Origin of the sequence: Burkholderia sp. Bmkn7, assembly GCF_041103175.1 — a bacterium.
In the GTDB taxonomy this organism is placed as follows: domain Bacteria; phylum Pseudomonadota; class Gammaproteobacteria; order Burkholderiales; family Burkholderiaceae; genus Burkholderia; species Burkholderia cepacia.
Genome location: NZ_JBGCUH010000003.1, coordinates 3,084,999 through 3,105,760, shown reverse-complemented (window position 1 = coordinate 3,105,760; position 20,762 = coordinate 3,084,999). Strand labels below are relative to the sequence as shown.

21 protein-coding genes and 1 tRNA gene are annotated in these 20,762 nt (G+C 67.3%); 11 read left to right on the top strand and 11 right to left on the bottom strand.

Annotated elements, in window-relative coordinates; translation table 11 throughout:
- Positions 1-84 precede the first annotated feature (84 nt).
- Positions 85-975 (top strand): alpha/beta fold hydrolase, encoded by an 891-nt coding sequence (locus AB3K92_RS36030; RefSeq protein WP_059816271.1) that lies wholly within the window; start codon positions 85-87, stop codon positions 973-975.
- Positions 976-1,012: 37 nt separating this feature from the next.
- On the opposite strand, the gene AB3K92_RS36025 is transcribed toward AB3K92_RS36030, so the two are convergent.
- Complete coding sequence (locus AB3K92_RS36025; protein WP_124843306.1) at positions 1,013-1,912, bottom strand: SDR family oxidoreductase; 900 nt, start codon at positions 1,910-1,912, stop codon at positions 1,013-1,015.
- A 40-nt stretch (positions 1,913-1,952) separates the two neighbouring features.
- On the bottom strand, positions 1,953-2,690 hold the full coding sequence (locus tag AB3K92_RS36020; protein ID WP_060218349.1) for an SDR family oxidoreductase: 738 nt from the start codon (positions 2,688-2,690) through the stop codon (positions 1,953-1,955).
- Between the two features lie 117 nt (positions 2,691-2,807).
- Between AB3K92_RS36020 and AB3K92_RS36015 the strand changes: the two genes are divergently transcribed.
- Positions 2,808-3,710 (top strand): LysR family transcriptional regulator, encoded by a 903-nt coding sequence (locus AB3K92_RS36015; protein ID WP_059484675.1) that lies wholly within the window; start codon positions 2,808-2,810, stop codon positions 3,708-3,710.
- 28 nt (positions 3,711-3,738) lie between these two features.
- On the opposite strand, the gene AB3K92_RS36010 is transcribed toward AB3K92_RS36015, so the two are convergent.
- The 4 genes from AB3K92_RS36010 to AB3K92_RS35995 all read right to left on the bottom strand — a co-directional run bounded on the left by AB3K92_RS36010 (position 3,739) and on the right by AB3K92_RS35995 (position 6,404).
- A complete protein-coding gene (locus AB3K92_RS36010; RefSeq protein WP_175895369.1) occupies positions 3,739-3,906 on the bottom strand; it encodes a hypothetical protein in 168 nt (55 codons plus the stop codon).
- Between the two features lie 147 nt (positions 3,907-4,053).
- Positions 4,054-4,138: transfer RNA gene (locus tag AB3K92_RS36005), tRNA-Leu, on the bottom strand.
- Positions 4,139-4,234: 96 nt separating this feature from the next.
- Positions 4,235-5,392, bottom strand: a complete 1,158-nt coding sequence (locus tag AB3K92_RS36000) for an ABC transporter substrate-binding protein (RefSeq protein ID WP_369466752.1) — start codon at positions 5,390-5,392, stop codon at positions 4,235-4,237.
- A 70-nt stretch (positions 5,393-5,462) separates the two neighbouring features.
- Complete coding sequence (locus tag AB3K92_RS35995; RefSeq protein ID WP_014896306.1) at positions 5,463-6,404, bottom strand: CysB family HTH-type transcriptional regulator; 942 nt, start codon at positions 6,402-6,404, stop codon at positions 5,463-5,465.
- Between the two features lie 214 nt (positions 6,405-6,618).
- Between AB3K92_RS35995 and AB3K92_RS35990 the strand changes: the two genes are divergently transcribed.
- The 6 genes from AB3K92_RS35990 (at position 6,619) to cobA (ending at position 12,835) form a co-directional block, all read left to right on the top strand.
- Positions 6,619-8,298 carry a nitrite/sulfite reductase gene (locus tag AB3K92_RS35990; RefSeq protein WP_369466751.1) on the top strand — a complete coding sequence of 560 codons (1,680 nt, stop codon included), beginning with the start codon at positions 6,619-6,621 and terminating at the stop codon, positions 8,296-8,298.
- Positions 8,299-8,323: 25 nt separating this feature from the next.
- Entirely contained in the window at positions 8,324-8,875 is a 552-nt protein-coding gene (locus AB3K92_RS35985; protein WP_021160778.1) for a DUF934 domain-containing protein, read from the top strand.
- Positions 8,872-9,621 (top strand): phosphoadenylyl-sulfate reductase, encoded by a 750-nt coding sequence (locus tag AB3K92_RS35980; protein WP_048022586.1) that lies wholly within the window; start codon positions 8,872-8,874, stop codon positions 9,619-9,621. Before AB3K92_RS35985 ends, AB3K92_RS35980 begins: the two co-directional genes overlap by 4 nt.
- 76 nt (positions 9,622-9,697) lie before the next feature.
- Positions 9,698-10,660, top strand: a complete 963-nt coding sequence (gene cysD / locus AB3K92_RS35975; protein ID WP_059496676.1) for a sulfate adenylyltransferase subunit CysD — start codon at positions 9,698-9,700, stop codon at positions 10,658-10,660.
- A 22-nt stretch (positions 10,661-10,682) separates the two neighbouring features.
- On the top strand, positions 10,683-11,999 hold the full coding sequence (locus tag AB3K92_RS35970) for a sulfate adenylyltransferase subunit 1 (protein WP_021160781.1): 1,317 nt from the start codon (positions 10,683-10,685) through the stop codon (positions 11,997-11,999).
- Positions 12,000-12,085: 86 nt separating this feature from the next.
- On the top strand, positions 12,086-12,835 hold the full coding sequence (gene cobA / locus AB3K92_RS35965; RefSeq protein WP_048022585.1) for a uroporphyrinogen-III C-methyltransferase: 750 nt from the start codon (positions 12,086-12,088) through the stop codon (positions 12,833-12,835).
- Between the two features lie 106 nt (positions 12,836-12,941).
- Here the strand turns inward: cobA and AB3K92_RS35960 are convergent, their stop codons facing one another.
- From AB3K92_RS35960 to lptF, 3 genes are read right to left on the bottom strand one after another with little or no spacing between them, the layout of a single operon-like run.
- Positions 12,942-13,325, bottom strand: a complete 384-nt coding sequence (locus AB3K92_RS35960; protein ID WP_059590488.1) for a sirohydrochlorin chelatase — start codon at positions 13,323-13,325, stop codon at positions 12,942-12,944.
- Between the two features lie 27 nt (positions 13,326-13,352).
- Positions 13,353-14,501, bottom strand: a complete 1,149-nt coding sequence (gene lptG / locus AB3K92_RS35955; RefSeq protein WP_021160784.1) for an LPS export ABC transporter permease LptG — start codon at positions 14,499-14,501, stop codon at positions 13,353-13,355.
- A 3-nt stretch (positions 14,502-14,504) separates the two neighbouring features.
- On the bottom strand, positions 14,505-15,596 hold the full coding sequence (gene lptF, locus AB3K92_RS35950) for an LPS export ABC transporter permease LptF (RefSeq protein WP_021160785.1): 1,092 nt from the start codon (positions 15,594-15,596) through the stop codon (positions 14,505-14,507).
- Between the two features lie 122 nt (positions 15,597-15,718).
- Between lptF and AB3K92_RS35945 the strand changes: the two genes are divergently transcribed.
- Genes AB3K92_RS35945 through AB3K92_RS35935 form a run of 3 tightly spaced genes read left to right on the top strand, consistent with a single transcriptional unit; the run spans position 15,719 to position 18,480 of the window.
- Positions 15,719-17,230, top strand: coding sequence for a leucyl aminopeptidase (locus tag AB3K92_RS35945; protein ID WP_021160786.1), 1,512 nt, complete (start codon positions 15,719-15,721; stop codon positions 17,228-17,230).
- A 34-nt stretch (positions 17,231-17,264) separates the two neighbouring features.
- Positions 17,265-17,681: a DNA polymerase III subunit chi gene (locus AB3K92_RS35940; RefSeq protein WP_021160787.1), complete on the top strand. Its 417-nt coding sequence runs from the start codon at positions 17,265-17,267 to the stop codon at positions 17,679-17,681.
- 25 nt (positions 17,682-17,706) lie between these two features.
- Positions 17,707-18,480, top strand: a complete 774-nt coding sequence (locus AB3K92_RS35935; protein ID WP_369466750.1) for a DUF2486 family protein — start codon at positions 17,707-17,709, stop codon at positions 18,478-18,480.
- A gap of 142 nt (positions 18,481-18,622) precedes the next feature.
- Here the strand turns inward: AB3K92_RS35935 and AB3K92_RS35930 are convergent, their stop codons facing one another.
- Positions 18,623-18,949, bottom strand: a complete 327-nt coding sequence (locus AB3K92_RS35930) for a c-type cytochrome (protein ID WP_059676472.1) — start codon at positions 18,947-18,949, stop codon at positions 18,623-18,625.
- A gap of 127 nt (positions 18,950-19,076) precedes the next feature.
- Positions 19,077-20,750 (bottom strand): dihydroxy-acid dehydratase, encoded by a 1,674-nt coding sequence (gene ilvD, locus AB3K92_RS35925; protein ID WP_369466749.1) that lies wholly within the window; start codon positions 20,748-20,750, stop codon positions 19,077-19,079.
- Between the last annotated feature and the right edge of the window lie 12 nt (positions 20,751-20,762).

Here is a 20,762-nt window from a genome sequence, read left to right as displayed (position 1 = left end):
GAAGAGTGAACAATGATACTCCGCGAATCGTGATGAACGACCGGCCTACCATCGTCCACTCGGATCGACTCAACGGAGTGCACGATGACGACCTACGCGCATGCGACGACCGCGTCGCTCGATATTGCCTATCTCGAATGGAACCCGCGCGGCGAGCGCGTGGCGGTACTGCTGCACGGCTGGCCGGACAGCCCGATCGGCTGGGGCGCCGCGGCGACGACGCTTGCCGCGCGCGGCTACCGCGTGCTTGCGCCTGCGCTGCGCGGCTTTGCGCCGACGCATTTTCGTGACGCATCCGTGCCGCGCAGCGGCCAGCTCGCGGCGCTCGGTCGAGATGTGCTCGACTTCGTCGATGCGCTCGGCCTCGAGCGACCCGTGCTGGTCGGGCACGACTGGGGCGCCCGGGCGGCCGCGAACGCGTGCGGGCTGCGCGATGACGCCGGATCGCATCTCGTGATGCTGTCGGTCGGATACGGCACCAACGACCCCGGGCAGCCGCTGTCGCTGCAGCAGGCGCGCAATTACTGGTATCACTGGTTCATGGCGACGCCACGCGGCGAGCAGGCGTTGCGCGACGATCGCCGCGCGTTTGCCCGTTTGATGTGGGACACATGGTCGCCACCGGGCTGGTATCGCGACGGCGATTTCGAGGCGGCGGCAGACGCGTTCGACGGCCCCGACTGGATCGACGTCGTCCTGCATTCGTATCGGCATCGGTGGGGATTCGCGCCGGGCGCGCCGGCCCACGCCGGTGACGAAGCGCGCTTGAATCCCGCGCCGGTGCTGGCATTGCCGACACTGGTGCTGCACGGCGGCGCGGATACCTGCAATCATCCGGACAGCTCGGCCGGGCGTGAGCGCTTCTTCACGGGCCGCTACGCGCGGCAGGTGCTGGACGGTGTCGGCCACTTTCCGCAGCGCGAGGCGCCGGCGGCGGTTGCGGAAGCGATCCTCGGGTTCTGCGAGCCGTGCTGATGCGCGTCGGCGTGCCCGGCGCCGGGCGCGCACCGGATCAACTGCCGACGCGGGCGGCCAGCAGGTCGGCGAGGCCGATGTTCCTGAACATCTCGCGGCGCACGCGATCGCCGACGCGGAACACTTCCTCCGCGCCGTCCTGCGACGGATCGACGAATACGCGGTACGGACGCTTGCCGGCGGGTGCGGCGACGATGTCGGCAATCGCCGTCGCGACGGTGCCGGCATCGGCGTCTGCCGGTTCGAGCGCGGCGAGGCCCTGCAGCGCCTGTCCGGCGACGCCCGCATAGGGGCCGTCGTCGTAGGCGGCCTGCACGGCCGAATCGGCCGGCTTGCCCGCATGGGCGAAGTGATTCGTGCCCTGGGTGAAGGCGCCCGGCACGACGATCGACGTCTCGATACCCCAGCGGGCGAGTTCGGCGGCATAGGACACCGCGAGCGAATCCATCGCGGCCTTCGCGGCGAAGTAAGGGGCGAGGAACGGCGGCGTGCCGCCGCGTGCGGAGGACGACGACACCCAGACGAGCAGGCCGCGGCCCTGACGGCGCAGGTGCGGCAGCGCCGCGCGGTTGACGCGCTGGGTCGATACGACGTTGATGTCGTAGAGCTGGGCGATCTGCTCGGGCGTGAACGCTTCGGCCGGACCGAACACCATGTGGCCGGCATTGTGGACGATGACGTCCAGGCGGCCGTTGTCCGCGATCACGCGATCGATGGCGGCAGCGACGGACGCGTCGTCGCCGACGTCGAGCTCGACGGTGCGCAGGTCGACCCTGTGCTCCTGCGCGTAGGCCGCGATGGCGGCGACGCGCGGCGCGTTGCGGCCGCTGCTTTCGCGCATCGACGCGTAGACGGTATGGCCGGCGCGGGCGAGCGCCTGGGCCGTCAGCAGGCCGAAGCCGCTGGACGCACCCGTGACGAGAATGACTTCCTTCATGATCTTTCTCCGGTAAGCGAGGGGCGAGGCAGGCGGCCCGTCAGCACATGCCGCCGTTGGCGCGCAGGATCTGGCCGTTGACCCACGCGCCGTCGGGGCCGGCGAGGAATGCGACGACGCGCGCGATGTCGTCGGGCTGGCCGAGCCGCTCGAGCGGGTTCAGCTTCGCGAGCCGCTCGACGAGTTCGGGGCTCTTGCCCTGAAGGAACAACTCGGTTGCGACCGGTCCCGGCGCGACGGCATTCACGCGAATGCCGCGCCCGCGCATTTCCTGCGCGAGCACCTGAGTCAGGCTTTCGACTGCCGCCTTGCTGGCGACGTACACGCCGTAAGTCGGCATGCGCATGCCGATCACGCTGGTCGACAGGTTGATGATGCGTCCCCCGTCGCGCACCCGCCTGGCCGCTTCGCGGCATACGTTGAAGGTGCCTTTCACGTTGATGGCGATCGTTTCGTCGAAGAGCGCATCGTCGCAGTCGGCGATGGTCGCCAGCTTCATCACGCCCGCGGAATTGACCACGACATCCACGCCGCCGAATGCCTCTTGCGCGGCGTCGAACAGCGCGGCCACGGCCGCCGGGTCGGCGACGTTCGCCTGCACCGCGACGGCATGGCCGCCGTCGGCGACGATCGCGTCGACCACTTCGCGGGCCGGGCCGGCGCTCCCTGCATAGTTGACGATGACCCGGAAGCCGTCCCGGGCGAGCTGGCGCGCGATTTCTGCGCCGATGCCGCGCGACGAACCCGTGACGAGGGCGACCTGTTGCGATGTGCTCATGTCCTGCTCCTTGGTTTGTGAGTGCCGTGCGATCCGGCGACAGGACTAATGTAGGCTTCCTCGGTTAATAAAAATAATGAATAATCGGAAGATAAAGAATGACTGAAAGTATGTCTTATGGCATTCGATAGCAGGCTTTTGAGCGGGATCGGCGTGCTCTCGGCGGTGATCGAGGCGGGCACCTTCGCGCGCGCCGGCGAGGCGATGGGGCTGACGCAGCCGGCGGTGAGCCGTGCCGTTGCCCGGCTGGAAGAGCGCGTCGGCATCCGGATCTTCAACCGCACGGCGCGCGCGATCACGCTGACCGACGAGGGTCGGCGTTTCTATGAGGCGGTCGCGCCGCTGCTGGCCGGCATCGAGGAGGCGGCGATCGACGCCGGCCAGTCGAAGGCGCGTGTCAGGGGGCGGCTGCGCGTCAATGTCGACGCGACCTTCGGCCACTACGTGCTGGCACCGAAGATGGCGGAGTTTCTCGACCGCTTCCCCGACCTGTCCGTCGAGATCAGCGTGCGCGACCGGATGGGCGACCTCGTCGCAGACGGGTTCGACGTGGCCGTGCGATTCGGCATTCCGGAGCCGTCGTCGTATCGTGCGCGGCTGCTGCTGGAAACGCGCGTGCTCACCTGCGCGTCGACAGCCTATGTCGCGCGTCATGGCGAACCGCGGCATCCGCGGGATCTCGCGGACGGGCACCGTTGCGTGCTGATCCGCGACCCGGTGACGGGGCGGCCATTCGAATGGGAATTCCATCGCGGCAAGGAAGTGGTGCCGTTCGATGCCGCCGGCCGGCTGATGGTCAACGATACGGGCATGCTGCTCGGTGCGTGCCTGGGCGGCGCGGGGATTGCGCAATTGCTGGAACTCTATGCGAGGGACATCCTGGCTGAAGGGCGGCTGGTGCTGCTGTTGCCGGAATGGGCGGACGAGACGTTCCCGCTTTACGCGTATCACCACGCGTCAAACCTCGTCTCGGCGAAGGTGAGGGTGTTTCTCGACTTCGTTCGCGAACTGATGGCCTGAGCGCGAGGCACGGCCGGCGGCCGGCGCTTCATTCGGTGCGATGCGGGATGTTGTCCGGGAACGGATACGGTGCGTGCGGGCCCGGCCAGTCAGGCACCGGCGGCGCGGTCAGGACGTCGCATCCGCCCAGCATGAGCGACAACGCCACGGCGAGCACGCGGCGGCGCAGCGGGGATGAAATCGTGCGCATGGACATGGCGTGCCTCCGTGCCGCGCGTCCTCATGATGCTTGGACTGTTGCGCGGGGGCGCGCGTTGCGGCGCGGGCGGCAAAAACAAAAAACCCGCGAAGCGGCGAGCTTGCGCGGGTTTCGACAGATGCAGCGCACGACGCTGCGAAATACTGGTGCCCAGGGCCGGAATCGAACCGGCACGCCTTGCGGCGGGGGATTTTGAGTCCCCTGCGTCTACCAATTTCACCACCTGGGCTTGATCCTGGCCGCGCATGCGATTGTGCGCGGCGAAACGCGGATTATGTCTGAAATCCCGACGCCGGGCAAGCTGCCCCGGTGCCGGTCGCGCACGTCACTGGCTCAGGTAGACGAACCGGCCCTGCTTGACGATCCCCATCACGCTCGCGCGCTGATCGAGCCCCACATGATCCTTGTCGCTGGTATTGACGACGCCGTTCGGCACGACGAGCTCGTGCGCGCGTTCCAGTTCGCGCCGCAGCGCCGCACGGAACGCGGGCGCGCCGGGCTGAGCGGCCTTCAGCGCGCGGCCGACCGCATCGGCAAGGCGCGGATAGACGCCCGCCGCGTCGCCCGCGAACTGCGTGACCGTGCCGGCGCCGTATTTCGCCTCGTATGCGTCGACGAACGCGAGCGCGGCCTTGCGGGCCGGATGATCGGCCGGCAGCGTGCGCGCGACGACCACCGGCTGGGTCGGGAACAGCGTCCCGTCGACGTCCTTGCCGCCGAGCTTGATGAATTCCGGCGTCGCGATCCCGTGCGTCTGGTAGACCGGGCCCTTGTAGCCGCGCTCGATCAGCGTGCGCTGCGGCAGCACGGCCGGCGTGCCCGAGCCCGCGATCAGGATCGCGTCGGGTTTCGCCGCGATCAGCTTCAAAGCCTGGCCCGTGACGCTCGCGTCGGTGCGGTTGTAGCGCTCGATCGCGATGACGCGGATCTTGCGCAGGTCCGCGAAGCGCGTGAACTCGTTGAGCCAGCTGTCGCCGTAGCTGTCCGCAAAGCCGATGAAGCCGACCGTCTTCACGCCGTGGTTCGCCATGTAGCGCGTCATCACGTCGGCCATCGCGCGGTCGCTCTGCGCCATCTTGAACGCCCAGGTCCGCGCGCCTTCCTGCGGCTCGACGATCGCGCCGGAACCGACCAGCGTGATCATCGGCGTCTGCCCGGCCGCGACCGCGTCGAGCGCCGCGAGCGCGGCCGGCGTGATGTTCGGCCCGACCACGACGTCGACGTGATCCTCGTCGACCAGCTTGCGGATGTTGCGCACCGCGGTGCCCGGGTCGGATGCATCGTCGAGCACCGTCACCTGCACGGGCTGCCCGGCGATCGTCTTCGGCCACATCAGGATGGCGTTCTTGCTCGTGATGCCGATCGCGGCGGCCGGGCCGGTCGACGACAGGTCGACGCCGACCTTCAGGTCGGCATGGGCGGCGGCACAGGCGAGCGCGAGCGCGCCGGCGGCGGCGCGGCGCAACAGGGCGGAAAGCGTCATGCGGGATTCTCCGTCGGGCAACGAAAAGGGGCGCGGTTCGGATTCGCGCCCCTGTGTTTATACAGGCCGGTCAAAGCTCGTACGATTCGGATTCGCCCTTGAGCGCCTGCTCGATCAGCTTGCGGTTCAGCGTCGGCGACAGCAGTTCGACGAGCGTATACACATAGCTGCGCAGGTAGGCGCCCTGCTTGAGCGCGACACGCGTCACGTTGCTGCCGAACAGGTGGCCGACCGGGATCAGCCGCAGGTTGCGGTCGCGCTCGGGATTGAACGCGATGTCGGCCATGATCCCGACGCCGAGGCCGAGTTCGACGTAGGTCTTGATCACGTCGGCGTCGATCGCCTCGAGCACGATGTCCGGCGACAGCCCGCGCAGCGCGAACGCATGGTTGATCTTCTTGCGGCCCGCGAACGCGTCGTCGTACGTGATCAGCGGGTACTGGGCGAGATCGTCGAGCGTGACCGGCTTGCGTTCGAGCAACGGGTGGTCGGCCGGCACGACGGCCGCGTGATGCCACTGGAAGCAGGGCAGCGACACGAGCTCCTTGTAGTCGGAGATCGCCTCGGTCGCGATCGCGAGATCGGCCTGGTCGTGGATCACCATCTCGGCCACCTGCGTCGGGCTGCCTTGCAGGATCGACAGGTGTACCTTCGGGAAGCGCTTCTTGAATTCGGCGATCGCGGCCGGCAGCGAGTAGCGGGCCTGCGTGTGGGTCGCGGCGATGGTCAGGTTGCCCTGATCCTGTGCTGCGTAATCTTTCCCGACCCTTTTAAGGCTTTCAACCTCCTGAAGAATCCGCTCGACCGACGCGAGGATGATCCTGCCCGGCTCGGTGAGCGAGCGCACGCGCTTGCCGTGCCGCGTGAAGATCTCCACGCCGAGCTCGTCCTCGAGCTCGATGATCGCCTTCGATACCCCCGGTTGCGACGTGTAGAGCGCCTTGGCGGCCTCGGTGAGGTTGAAATTCTGCCGGACGGCCTCGCGCACGAAGCGAAATTGGTGCAGGTTCATTTATAACCCTTCCGCATATCAACAGAATTTTTTAGTCGTTTGAAATATAAGGCGAGTTTATTACGATTCACCGGAGTTTTTCAAATATGGATATCTGTTTTCGTCATTAGCAATCCATCCGCCAGCGGATGGGGGCGGTGACGGCGGAACGGAGATTCGGGCGCGACGTGGCTAGGACGTCGCGCGGTCACCACGAAAACCCTGGGGTCCCCGAATGTATCAGTACGACCAATACGACCAGACGATCGTCGACGAGCGTGTCGCGCAGTACCGCGATCAGGTGCGCCGCCGGCTGTCGGGCGAGTTGAGCGAAGAAGAATTCCGTCCGCTGCGCCTGCAGAACGGCCTGTACATGCAGCGCCACGCATACATGCACCGCATCGCGATTCCGTACGGCAACCTGCGCAGCGACCAGCTCCGGATGCTGGCGCGCATCGCCCGCGAACACGACCGCGGCTACGGCCACTTCTCGACCCGCTCGAACATCCAGTTCAACTGGATCAAGCTCGAGGAGACGCCCGAGATCCTCGCGAAGCTCGCGTCGGTGCAGATGCACGGCATCCAGACGTCGGGCAACTGCATCCGCAACATCACGGCCGACCAGTTCGCCGGCGTCGCCCAGGACGAAGAGATCGATCCGCGCCCGTGGTCGGAAATCCTGCGCCAGTGGTCGACGTTCCATCCCGAATTCGCGTGGCTGCCGCGCAAGTTCAAGATCGCGGTGTCGGGCTCGAAGGACGACCGCGCGGCCGTGCAGATTCACGACCTCGGCGTGTACCTGAAGAAGAACGCGCAGGGCGAAGTGGTCGCGAGCATCCTCGCGGGCGGCGGCCTCGGCCGTACGCCGATCATCGGCGCGGTGATCAAGGAAGACCTGCCGTGGCAGCACCTGCTGACTTACTGCGAAGCCGTGCTGCGCGTGTACAACCGCTACGGCCGCCGCGACAACCTGTACAAGGCGCGCATCAAGATCCTCGTGAAGGCGCTGTCGCCCGCGAAGTTTGCGCAGCAGGTCGAGGAAGAGTGGCAGCACCTGAAGGACGGCCCGTCGACGCTCACGCAGGCGGAAGTCGATCGCGTGTCGCAGTACTTCCAGCCGCCCGTCTACGAGAAGCTGGCCGACACCGATGCATCGTTCGAACAGCGCCTGCTCGAGAACAAGGCGTTCGCGCGCTGGGTCGAGCGTAACGTCGCACCGCACAAGGTGACCGGTTATGCAGCCGTCACGCTGTCGCTGAAGGATCACCGCATCGCGCCGGGCGATGCGACCGACCAGCAGATGGACCTGGTGGCCGACTGGGCCGACGCCTATTCGTTCGGCGAGCTGCGCGTGTCGCACGAGCAGAACCTGATTCTCGCGAACGTGAAGAAGCGCGACCTGTTCGAGGTGTGGGAAAAGGCGAAGGCGGCCGGTTTCGCGACGCCGAACATCGGCCTGCTGACCGACATCATCGCGTGCCCGGGCGGCGACTTCTGCTCGCTCGCGAACGCGAAGTCGATCCCGATCGCGCTGGCGATCCAGCAGCGTTTCGACGATCTGGACTACGTGTACGACCTCGGCGACCTGTCGCTGAACATTTCCGGTTGCATGAACTCGTGCGGTCACCACCACGTCGGCAACATCGGCATCCTCGGCGTCGACAAGGACGGCGCCGAGTGGTACCAGGTGTCGCTCGGCGGCGAGCAGGGCACGGGCCGGAACGGCGCGCGCCTCGGCCGCGTGATCGGGCCGTCGTTCTCGGCGGAGGAAGTGCCCGACGTGATCGCGAAGCTGATCGACACGTTCGTCGAATCGCGCGTCGACGGCGAGCGCTTCGTCGACACGTACGACCGCATCGGCATCGCGCCGTTCAAGGAGCGCGTGTATGCGGCGCGCCAGGCAGTGAACGCGTAACCAACCGGGTAGAAGGAATTAGCAGATGGCTTCGATTATCAAGAACCGCGCAGTGATCGACGATGCATGGCAAGTCGTGCGCGCGGCGGAAGACGGTGCACTGCCCGCGGTCGACGCGTTGCCGGCCGGCAAGGTGCTGGTGCCGTTCGCGTTGTGGCAGGCCGAGCGCGCGGCGCTCGTCGCCGCGAAGACGAAGGACGAGCTCGGCGTGTGGCTCGCCCCGGACAGCGAGCCGGCGGATCTCGTGGCCGACTTCGGCGCGATTTCGCTGGTCGCCGTCGACTTCCCGCGCTTCGCGGACGGCCGCGGCTACAGCATCGCGCGCCTGCTGCGCGAGCGCCACGGCTGGACGGGCGAACTGCGCGCGATCGGCGACGTGCTGCGCGACCAGTTGCTGTACATGTCGCGTTGCGGCTTCGACGCATTCGCGGTGCGCGCCGACAAGGACATCCACGACGCGCTGAACGCGTTCACGGAATTCACGCAGCGTTATCAGGGCGCGTTCGACCAGCCCGAACCGCTGTTCCGCCGCCGCGCCGCGGCGGCTGGCGTGGCTGAAGCGAAGGTGGGCGCATGAGCACCGCCGCCGCCACCGCGCTGAGCCCGGAACTCGCCGCGAAGGTCGAGCGCCTCGACGCGCTGCTCGCGCAGATCGGTGCGCGTCACGACAAGGTGAAGTTCGCGAGCAGTCTCGCGGCGGAAGACATGCTGCTGACGCACGCGATCCTGTCGAAGGGCGTCCGGATCGGCATCTTCTCGCTGAACACGGGCCGCCTGCACGCGGAAACGCTCGGCATGATCGACCGCGTGCGCGAGCGCTACGGCTACGAGATCGAGCAGTTTCATCCGCAGCAGGACGCGGTCGACCAGTACGTCGCCGAGCACGGCCTGAACGCGTTCTACGAAAGCGTCGAGCTGCGCAAGTCGTGCTGCCACATCCGCAAGGTCGAGCCGCTGAATCGCGCGCTGGCCGACGTCGGGGCATGGGTCACGGGCCAGCGCCGCGAGCAGTCGGTCACGCGTGCCGAGCTGCACGAGGAAGAGCAGGACGAAGCGCGCGGGATCGCGAAGTACAACCCGCTCGCCGACTGGACGGAAAGCGACGTGTGGGCGTACCTTAACGCGTTTGACGTGCCGGTGAACCCGCTGCATGCGCGCGGCTACCCGAGCATCGGCTGCGAGCCCTGTACGCGGGCGATCCGCCCCGGCGAGGACAGCCGCGCGGGCCGCTGGTGGTGGGAGTCGCGCGACACGAAGGAATGCGGCCTGCACATCACGATCACGCCGATTCCCGCGGACGCCGTTGCCGGCGCCACGCACTGAAAGCCTGACAAGAAACTGAATATTGCGCCGCCCGCGACAGCGGGCGGCACGAACCCAGAAGAGAAGGACTGAAATCATGAGCACGACGCTCGAGCAATCCGCCTTTGCCCCGCCCGCCGGTGCCGACAACCGCATGGGCCACCTCGACTGGCTCGAAGCCGAGTCGATCCACATCCTGCGCGAACTGGTCGCCGAATGCAGCAAGCCGGCGCTGTTGTTCTCGGGCGGCAAGGATTCGGTCGTCGTGCTGCATCTGGCACTGAAGGCGTTCGGCCTCGGCGCGAACCGCAAGACGACGCTGCCGTTCCCGCTCGTGCACATCGACACGGGCCACAACTACGAAGAAGTGATCGACTTCCGCGACCGCCGCGCGAAAGAACTCGGCGCCGAGCTGGTCGTCGGTCACGTCGAGGATTCGATCAAGCGCGGCACGGTCGTGCTGCGCCGCGAAACCGATTCGCGCAACGCCGCACAGGCCGTCACGCTGCTCGAGACGATCGAACAGCACGGCTATACGGCGCTGATCGGCGGTGCGCGCCGCGACGAAGAGAAGGCACGCGCGAAGGAGCGGATCTTCTCGTTCCGCGACGAATTCGGCCAGTGGGACCCGAAGGCGCAGCGCCCGGAACTGTGGAGCCTGTACAACGCCCGCCTGCACAACGGCGAGCACCTGCGCGTGTTCCCGATCTCGAACTGGACGGAACTCGACGTGTGGCAGTACATCGCGCGCGAGAACCTCGAACTGCCGTCGATTTACTACGCGCACCAGCGCGAGATCGTGCGCCGCAACGGCCTGCTCGTGCCGGTCACGCCGCTCACGCCGATGCGTGACGGCGAGACGAGCGAGCTCGCGCAGGTGCGCTTCCGTACCGTGGGCGACATCAGCTGCACGTGCCCGGTCGAGAGCGACGCGGACGACGTCGAGAAGATCATCGCCGAGACGGCGGTGACCGAGATCACCGAGCGCGGCGCGACCCGGATGGACGACCAGGCGTCCGAAGCCGCGATGGAACAGCGCAAGAAGCAAGGTTATTTCTGAAGCACACGAGGACATTCACATCATGAGCATCATCGAGAACACCGAAGACCTCGGCGTGTTGCGCTTCATCACCGCAGGCAGCGTCGACGACGGCAAGAGCACGCTGATCGGCCGCCTGCTGTACGACAGCAAGGCCGTGCTGTCCGACCAGCTGTCCGCGCTGTCGCGCGCGAAGAACAAGCGCACGGTCGGCGACGAGCTCGACCTCGCGCTCCTGACCGACGGTCTCGAAGCCGAGCGCGAGCAGGGCATCACGATCGACGTCGCGTACCGCTACTTCGCGACCGCGAAGCGCAAGTTCATCATCGCCGATACGCCGGGCCACGAGCAGTACACGCGCAACATGGTGACGGGCGCATCGACCGCGCACGCGGCAATCATCCTGATCGACGCGACGCGCGTGACGGTCGAGAATGGCGTCGCCGACCTGCTGCCGCAGACCAAGCGTCACAGCGCGATCGTCAAGCTGCTCGCGCTGCAGCACGTGATCGTCGCGATCAACAAGATGGACCTCGTCGACTACAGCGAAGCGCGCTTCAACGAGATCCGCGACGCGTACGTCACGCTGGCGAAGCAGCTCGGCCTCACCGACGTGCGCTTCGTGCCGGTGTCGGCGCTGAAGGGCGACAACATCGTCGGCGCGAGCGAACGCATGCCGTGGTACGCGGGCGAACCGCTGCTCGACGTGCTCGAATCGCTGCCGGTCGAGACGCAGGCGCATGACGCGCTGCGCTTCCCGGTGCAGTGGGTCGCGCGCCAGGACGGCAGCTCGGCCGACGATTTCCGCGGCTACATGGGCCGTATCGAGTCGGGCGAGGTGAAGGTCGGCGACGAGATCGCCGTGTTGCCGTCGAACCGCACGGCGACGGTCGCCGAGATCGTCGCGCCGGTGCCGGGCGGCACCGCGTCGGTCGCGCACGCGTTCGCGGGCCAGACCGTGACGATCCGCCTCGCGGAAGACGTCGACGTGTCGCGCGGCGACATGTTCGTCACCTCCGGCGAGCCGGTTGCACCGGCGAAGAAGCTCGAAGCCGATCTGTGCTGGTTCGACGAGACGCCGCTGTCGCCGCAGCGCAAGTACCTGCTGAAGCAGACCACCAGCACGGTGTTCGCGAAGATCGGCGGCGTCAAGCAGGTGCTCGACGTGCACACGCTGTCGCATGCGACCGACCGTCACGACCTGAAGATGAACGACATCGGCCGTGTCGCGCTGACGCTGCAGAAGCCGATCGTCTGCGACACGTACGACGCGCATCCGGGTACCGGTGCGTTCGTGCTGATCGACGAGGCGACGCATCACACGGTCGCCGCGGGCATGATCCGGGCGTTCTCGGCGTAATCGTCAATCTGCGCGGCAAACCGCGCCGCCACACGGCGGCGCGGGCCGTAGGCAAACGTCCGCACGGACGAAGCGAAGCGACAAACATGGGCAAGGTGTATCTGATCGGAGCAGGGCCGGGCGCGGCGGACCTCATCACGGTGCGCGGCGCGCGGCTGCTCGCGCAGGCGGACGTCGTGCTGCACGACGCGCTCGTCGAGCCCGCGATGCTCGACTACGCGCCGAACGCGCGCCGGATCGCGGTCGGCAAGCGCTGCGGGCAGCGCTCGACCGCGCAGCACTTCATCAACAAGCAGATCGTCGATGCGGCGCGCGAGCACGCGTGCGTCGTGCGGCTCAAGGGCGGTGACCCGATGCTGTTCGGTCGTGCCGAAGAGGAGATGCGCGCGCTGGAAGCAGCCGGCATCGACTACGAGGTCGTGCCGGGCATCACCGCGGCACTGGCCGGCGCGGCGACGCTGAAGCGTTCGCTGACGCTGCGCGGCGTGTCGCGCAGCGTCGCGTTCGCGACGCACAGCCGCGCGCCGGGCAGCGACGAGATCCGCGAAGCCGCGCGCGCCGATTCGATCGTCTACTACATGGGCCGCGACAGCGCGCCCGGCATCGCGCAGGAACTGATCGACGCAGGCCGTGCGCCGGCGACGCCCGTGGCGATCGTCGAGGCGTGCAGCACCGCGCGCGAGCGCACGCTGACGCTGACGCTCGCGCAGATGGCGGCGGGCGACGCGCAGGCGTGGCTCGATCCCGCGGAACCGAGCCTGCTGATGATCGGCGATGCGTTCGCCGAGCGCGCCGGACAGGCGAAAGAGGGCGATTCGCTGCGAAATGCGGCCTGAGCGGGGCGGCCTGAGCGGGATCCCGCCGCAGTCCGAAACAAAAAAGCGCCGGCTTCATCAAGCCGGCGCTTTTTCTTTGTGCAACGCTAAACGCTACCCGCGCGGCTCACGCGTTGCTATCGATCTGGTCGATACAGTAGCGCGCGATCGCGTCGAGCACGCCGTCGTCTTCGCCGACGGCCGTCGCGCAGCGGATCTCGATGCCCGGATGCGCGGCGCGGCACGCATCGACGAGTTGCGGCAGATCGCGGCGGACATGGCCGCCCTGGCCGAAGAACACGGGCACCACGGTGATGTGCGAGCAGCCGGCCGCGACCTGCGCGGCGACCGCGTCACCGAGCGTCGGCGTCATCAGTTCGAGGAACGCGAGCGACACGTGGGCCGCGGGGGAGGCGGCGCCGCGCAGCCGCGCGGCGAGCCGCTCGAACGGCTCGGCCCAGCGCGGGTCGCGGGCGCCGTGGCCGAACAGGACGATGCCGTGCGAACTCATGTCGAAGCCTCCGTCATGACGCGGCGCTCAGTGCCGGTCGACCCACTTGAGCGCGAACAGGCCGAGCGCGAGATAGATCAGACCCGGCGTCGCGGCAGTGAGCGGTGCGGGCCACGTGTTCAGCGTGCCGATGTGCGAGAACAGCGTGTTGAGGAGCTGGAAGCTCATGCCGAGCATGATGCCGCCGAACACCTTCACGCCGACCACGCCCGCCCGCGTGTGCAGGTACGCGAACGGCAGCGACAGCACGAGCATCACGAACACGGCGAACGGATACAGCAGCTTGCGCCACAGTGCGATGTCGTAGCGCTGCGTGTCCTGCTGGTTCTCGCGCAAATGCTGGATGTAGCGGAACAGGTTGATGATCGACATGCGCTCCGGCGACACGAGCAGCACCGACAGGATCTGCGGCGTCAGGTCCGAACGCAGCCGGTATTCGGGCAGCGATACCTGCTGCGACCGGTACACCGGGTTGAGCGCGTCGGCCGGCTGGCCGCTGATCGGCTTGATCGGCGTCAGCTCGGTTTCGGAGACGCCCTTCAACAGCCAGTGGCCGGGCGGCTCGTAGCGTCCCGTCTGCGCGATCCGCACGTTCTGGAGCTGGAACTTCGAGTCGAATTCGTAGATGCGCACGTTGCTGATCGTCGAGTCGGGCGACAGGCTGCCGACGTTGACGAAGCGCGTGACCTGCTCGCCGTTTTCGCGGGCCGCGAGCGTGTCCTTCACCCACACGCCCGACTGGAAGTTCGACGATACCGATGCGCCGAGCGCCTGCAGCCGCACGCGCTCGGACAACTGATCGGCGTACGGGCCGACGAATTCGCCGATCAGGTAGGTGACGATCACGAGCGGAATGCCGATCTTCAGCAGCGAGCGCAGCGCCTGATTGGTCGCGAGACCCGACACGCGGAAGATCGTGAATTCCGAGTTCGCGGCCATCTGCGCGAACACGTAGATCGCGCTGATCAGCGCGGCGACCGGGATGATCTCGTAGAAGCGCGACGGGGTCTGCAGCGCGACGCGCAGCACCGCGTAGCCGAACTTGTAGTTGCCGTGCCCGACCGAGTTCAGTTCGCTGATCAGGTCGAAGAAGAAGAACAGGCCCGAGAACGCGAACAGGATGAAGACGAACGTGACGTAGATCTGTCGCGCGAAGTACTTTTCATAGAGCCGCATCGATCATGCTCCCGAGCGGCCGAACAGCGCGCGTGTAAACAGCGGACGATTGCGCACGCGCAACCAGAAGATGAACGCGACGATCGCGGCGACGACGAGGTGCAGGCCGACCAGGCCGACGCCGAACGACATCTTGCCCTGCTCGATCTGCGCCTGCACGACGTTCAGCAGGTTCGAGTACGTGAGGTAGATCAGCACGGCCATCACGAGGTTGATCGTGCGGCTGCGGCGCGGGTTCTGGTACGACAGCGGAATGCCGAGCACCAGCAGGTTGATCGCGATCAGCGGCAGCCCCGCGCGCCACGCGAATTCCGCGAGGTTGTCGCGCGTCGGGTTGCGCAGCAGGTCCGGCGTCGGCGTGCTGTTCGTGGTCGGCACGTTGGTGACCGGCGTGCTCGTGATCTTCACGCCGTAGCGCTCGAACTCCATGATCTTGAAGTTCGGCTGGCCGGGCGTGCCGTCGTAGCGGCGGCCGTCTTCCAGGACGACGAAGCGGCTGCCGTCGCGCGTTTCCGTGTGACCCGTCTGCGATACGACCACGTTGACCTTGCCGTTCTCGGTCGACGTGACGAACACGTTCTGCACCTTGCTCTGGTCGGGCGTCATCTTCTCGATGAAGAACACGCGGTGGTTCGTGGCCGACTCGCGGAACTGGCCCGGCGCGAGCAGCGAGATCTCGTCGCGCTGCTGGAAGCGTGCCTTGATCATCTTGCTTTGCTGGTTCGACCACGGCCAGCCGACGAACGCGAAGAAGGCGATCAGCAGGATGATCGGCGTGGCGAACACGCCGATCGGCTTGATGAGGCGCGTGAGGCTTACGCCCGACGCGAGCCACACGACCATTTCGGAGTCCCGGTACCACCGGGTCAGCACGAACAGGATCGACACGAACAGCGTGACGACGAGCATCACGGCGAGGTAGCCGATCACGGTGAGGCCGATCAGCACGAGGACGTCCCGCGGATCGATTTCACCGGACGCGGCGTAACCGACGATGCGGATCATCATCGTCGTGAGCATGATCGTGAGCAGCACCATGAACACGGCGCCAGCCGTATACGCAAGCTCGCGCTGGAGGGAGCGTTCGAAGATCATTCTTGAAGAGAAGAGGGCGGGAGGCTGCGCACGCGTAGCGGAGCGCTCGCGCCGCCACGGGAAAAATAGCGGATAATTGCGGCTTTCATCCTTAGCCCAGATTTTATCCGAGGACAAGCGCGATGGACTTTAGCATAAAAGGCTGTGATTGGAGCAAAGGCGAGGCGAAGGGGTTCCTGACCGGGAAGTCCGATTGCATCGTGCTCGGCATCTTCGAGGCGCAGACCCTCTCGGGCGCGGCGCTCGACATCGACACGGCCACCAAGGGACTGATTTCGCGCGTGGTGAAGGCCGGCGACATGGACGGCAAGCGCGGCAAGACGCTGTTCCTGCACGAAGTGTCGGGCATCGGCGCGTCGCGCGTGCTGCTCGTCGGCCTCGGCAAGCAGGATGCTTTCAACCAGAAAGCCTATAACGACGCAGCGACGGCCGCGTGGCGCGCGCTGCTGGCGACCAAGGTCGTCCAGGTCACGTTCACGCTCGCGCAACTGCCGGTCGACGAGCGCAGCTCCGACTGGGGCGTGCGCGCGGCGATTCTCGCGCTGCGCAACGAGACCTACCGCTTCACGCAGATGAAGAGCAAGCCGGAACCGGCGTCGCACACGCTCAAGCGCGTCGTGTTCAGCGTCGATCCGTCCGACGAAAAGGCAGCGAAGGTCGCGGTCAAGCAGGCCGTCGCGCTCGCGAACGGGATGGATCTCACCCGCGACCTCGGCAACCTGCCGGGGAACGTCTGCACGCCGACCTACCTCGGCAACACCGCGAAGAAGATCGCGAAGGATTGGGGCCTGAAGGCGGAAGTGCTCGGGCTCAAGCAGATCCAGGCGCTGAAGATGGGCTCGTTCCTGTCCGTCGCGCGCGCGTCGGTCGAGCCGCCGCAGTTCATCGTGCTGCACTATCAGGGCGCCGCCGCGAAGGCCGCGCCGGTCGTGCTGGTCGGCAAGGGCATCACGTTCGACACGGGCGGCATCTCGCTGAAGCCGGGCGAGGGCATGGACGAGATGAAGTACGACATGTGCGGCGCCGGTTCGGTGCTCGGTACGATGCGTGCGGTCGCCGAGATGGGCCTGAAGATCAACGTCGTCGCGATCGTGCCGACCTGCGAGAACATGCCGGGTGGCAACGCGACGAAGCCGGGCGACATCGTCACCAGCATGAAGGGCCTGACGATCGAGGTGTTGAACACCGACGCCGAAGGGCGCCTGATCCTGTGCGACGCGCTGACGTATGCCGAGCGCTTCAAGCCGGCCGCCGTGATCGACGTTGCAACGCTGACGGGCGCGTGCGTGATCGCGCTGGGCGGCCACAACAGCGGCCTGTTCTCGACGAACGACGCGCTTGCGGGCGAACTGCTCGACGCGTCGCGCGAGGCGAACGACCCGGCATGGCGCATGCCGCTCGACGACGAGTACCAGGATCAGCTGAAGTCGAACTTCGCGGATCTCGCGAACATCGGCGGGCGCCCGGCCGGCGCCGTGACCGCCGCGTGTTTCCTGTCGCGCTTCACCGACAGCTATCCGTGGGCCCACCTCGACATCGCGGGCACCGCGTGGAAGGGCGGTGCGGCGAAGGGGGCGACGGGCCGTCCGGTGCCGCTGCTCGCGCAGTTCCTGATCGACCGCGCCGGCCAGTGATGGCGGTGTTGACGACGCTGCGGGTACGCGGGCAATGACGCGGATCGATTTCCACTCGAACGTCGGCGATTCGCTCGCGTACGCGTGCCGGCTGCTGCGCAAGGCCTACCAGGCCGGGCAGCCGGTCGTCGTGCTCGCCGAGCCCGCGCGCCTGCGCGCGCTCGACGAGCGGCTCTGGACGTTCTCGCCGCTCGATTTCATCCCGCATTGCGGTGTCGACAGCGAGCACGCAGCCGGTACGCCGATCGTGCTGGCCGCGGATCTCGACCGCGCACCGCATCATCACGTGCTGCTGAACCTCGGCGCGGCCGTGCCTGCGCAGTTCGCCCGCTTCGAGCGCCTGCTCGAAGTGGTCGGCAACGCGCCGGACGAGCTGGCCGCGGGCCGCGACCGCTACCGGTTCTACCGCGACCGCGGATACGCGCTGAACAACTACAAGCAGGGCAGCTAGCCGCAACCGTCGACGGAGTGTTCCCGTGACAGAAGCCGATTCATCCTCGATCCCGACGCTGACCGACGTGCTGGTGCCGGGCAAGCCGGTGCCGGCGCGCGGGCTCGCGCCCGACGCTCCGCAGCCGCCTGCCGGCGCGGCGATTCCGGTGCTGACCGACGTGGTCGTACCACGCACCGCGGGTGCGGCGCCGGCCGATTCCATGCCCGACGCGCTCGACCCCGATTCCGTCGTGGTCGAACCCGTGCCGACGCCGCACGTGCCGGTGGTCGAACTGCCGGGCGACGAGGTGGTGGAGACTGCGACTGTCGCCGCCGCCGCGCTTGGCGAGACCGATGCGCCGGCGGAGCCCGGCGCCGCTGAGCACGTGGTTGCCGAAGACTCGGCGGCGATGAGTGCGCCGCTGCGCTCGTCGCTGGCCGACGACGATGTGCTGCCGCACGCGTTCGCCGCGGTGGCGCGTGAGGCGGTCGGGCACGCGCGTGAGGCGCACATGCCGGAGGCCGCCGCAGCCGCCGCCGCGCCGCAGCAGGATGCGCAGGCAGTGGCCGGGCTGACGCCGGAAGATGCCCAGCACATCGCCGAGCGCCTGCGCAATCGCCTGACGAACTATCTGACCGGGGACGGGCGCGACGCCATCGAGGCCCGTTGTCGCGACGCGCTGCATGAGCATTCGGCCTGGCTGGTCGGCCAGATCACGCGCGAAGTGGCGCTGGCGCTGGAAACCGAGGTGATGGACTGGGTTCGCGACGCGGTCGACGAAGAAATCGCACGCCGCCGCGCCGGTCATGCCGGTTGAGTGCGCGGCCGTTCAGGTGAAAAACGGGGTGCGATTCCAGTAAGGGCCGGTGAAGCGGCCGGCGAGGTGCGGGTCAGCCTCGGGCGGGCCTGCCTGCCGGTCGAACCCCGCGCGAAGGCGGTTTCCGCCCGTTGAGCCCGGATCAGCGTACCGACAGCGCCCATTGCGCGAGCGTGTGGGCTTCGGTGCTCGTCAGTTGCGTATTGGCGGGCATCGGCACACTGCCCCACACGCCGACGCTACCTTTCACGATCGATTGGGCGAGGTAATCGACGGCGTCGCCGCGCGCCGCATACTTGCCGGCGATGTCGCGGAACGACGGGCCCATCAGCGGTTTGCCGATCGCGTGGCAGGCCATGCAGTTCTTGCGCTGGGCAAGCGCGAGCCCGTCGGCCTGGTCGGCGCGCGCCGCCGCCCCGCCGCCGATCAGCAGCGTGGCGAGCAGGACGCGCAATATCGAGTGTTTCATGCGGTTCTCCGCCGGCGGGGACGGCCGGCTTCATGACCCGCGCATTATAAAAGCAAAGGGAAAGCGCGTTTTGCGCGTTCCCCCGGCGGTCATGTTTAACGGGGTCGCATGCGGTCATGCATCCATGTCAACCCGTGACGGCACCCTGGTTCGCGGGCCGGGCGAGTGCCGCGAATTTCGCGAGTACGCCACGCGTGTAGCGCGGTGCCGGCTGTTGCCACGCGGCGCGGCGGCGCGCGAGTTCCGCGTCGTCCACGTTCAACTGCAGCAGCAGCCGGTGCGCGTCGATCGTGATCGAGTCGCCTTCCTGCACGAGCGCGATCGTGCCGCCGACGAACGCCTCGGGCGCGACATGGCCGACCACCATGCCCCAGGTGCCGCCCGAGAAGCGGCCGTCGGTGATGAAGCCGACCGATTCGCCGAGCCCCTTGCCGATGATCGCGGACGTCGGCGCGAGCATTTCGGGCATGCCGGGGCCACCCTTCGGGCCGAGATAGCGCAGCACGAGGATGTCGCCTGCCTGGATCCGGTCGCCGAGAATCGCATCCATCGCGCTCTGCTCGTCGTCGAACACGCGCGCCGGGCCCGTGATCACGGGGTTCTTCAGGCCGGTGATCTTCGCGACCGCGCCGTCTTCCGCGAGATTGCCTTTCAGGATCGCAAGGTGGCCTTCCTTGTACAGCGCGCGGTCGATCGGGAAGATCACGTCCTGGTCCGCGCGCGGCACGGCGGGCACGTCCTTCAGTTCGTCGGCGATCGTGCGGCCGGTGATCGTCATGCAGTCGCTGTGCAGCAGCCCCGCGTCGAGCAGGATCTTCAGCACCTGCGGAATCCCGCCGGCCCGGTGCAGGTCGGTCGCGACGTACTTCCCCGACGGCTTGAGGTCGCAGATCACGGGCACGCGCTTGCGGATGCGCTCGAAGTCGTCGATCGTCCAGTCGACCTCGGCCGCGTGCGCGATCGCGAGATAGTGCAGCACGGCATTGGTTGAACCGCCCGTCGCCATGATCACCGACACCGCGTTCTCGATCGATTCCTTCGTGATGATGTCGCGCGGCTTCAGGTCGCGCTTCACGGCCTCGACGAGCACGCGCGCCGACTCGGCGGCCGAATCGACCTTCTCCTGGTCGGGGTTGGCCATCGTCGACGAGTACAGCAGCGACATCCCGAGCGCCTCGAACGACGAACTCATCGTGTTCGCGGTGTACATCCCGCCGCACGAACCCGACGTCGGGCATGCGTTCTGCTCGACCCCTTCGAAATCCTCCTGCGACATCCGGCCCGCGGTGAATTCGCCGACGGCCTCGAACGACGAGACGATCGTCAGGTCGCGGCCTTTCCAGTGGCCGGGGCGGATCGTGCCGCCGTACACGTAGATGCCCGGCACGTTCAGGCGCGCGAGCGCGATCATCCCGCCCGGCATGTTCTTGTCGCAGCCGCCGACGACGACCACGCCATCCATCCATTGCCCCTGCACGCAGGTCTCGATGCAGTCGGCGATCACCTCGCGCGACACGAGCGAGTACTTCATGCCTTCGGTGCCCATCGACATGCCGTCCGAAATCGTCGGCGTGCCGAAGATCTGCGGGTTCGCATCGGATGCCTTGACGGCCGCGACGGCTGCGTCCGACAGGCGCTGCAGGCCCGAATTGCACGGCGTGATCGTCGAATGGCCGTTCGCGATGCCGATCATCGGCTTGTCGAAATCGTCCTTCCGGTAACCGAGCGCGTAATACATCGAGCGATTCGGCGATCGGGCCACGCCTTGCGTGATGTGCCTCGAGCGGCGGTTGTAAGCCATGGGGGACTCCAT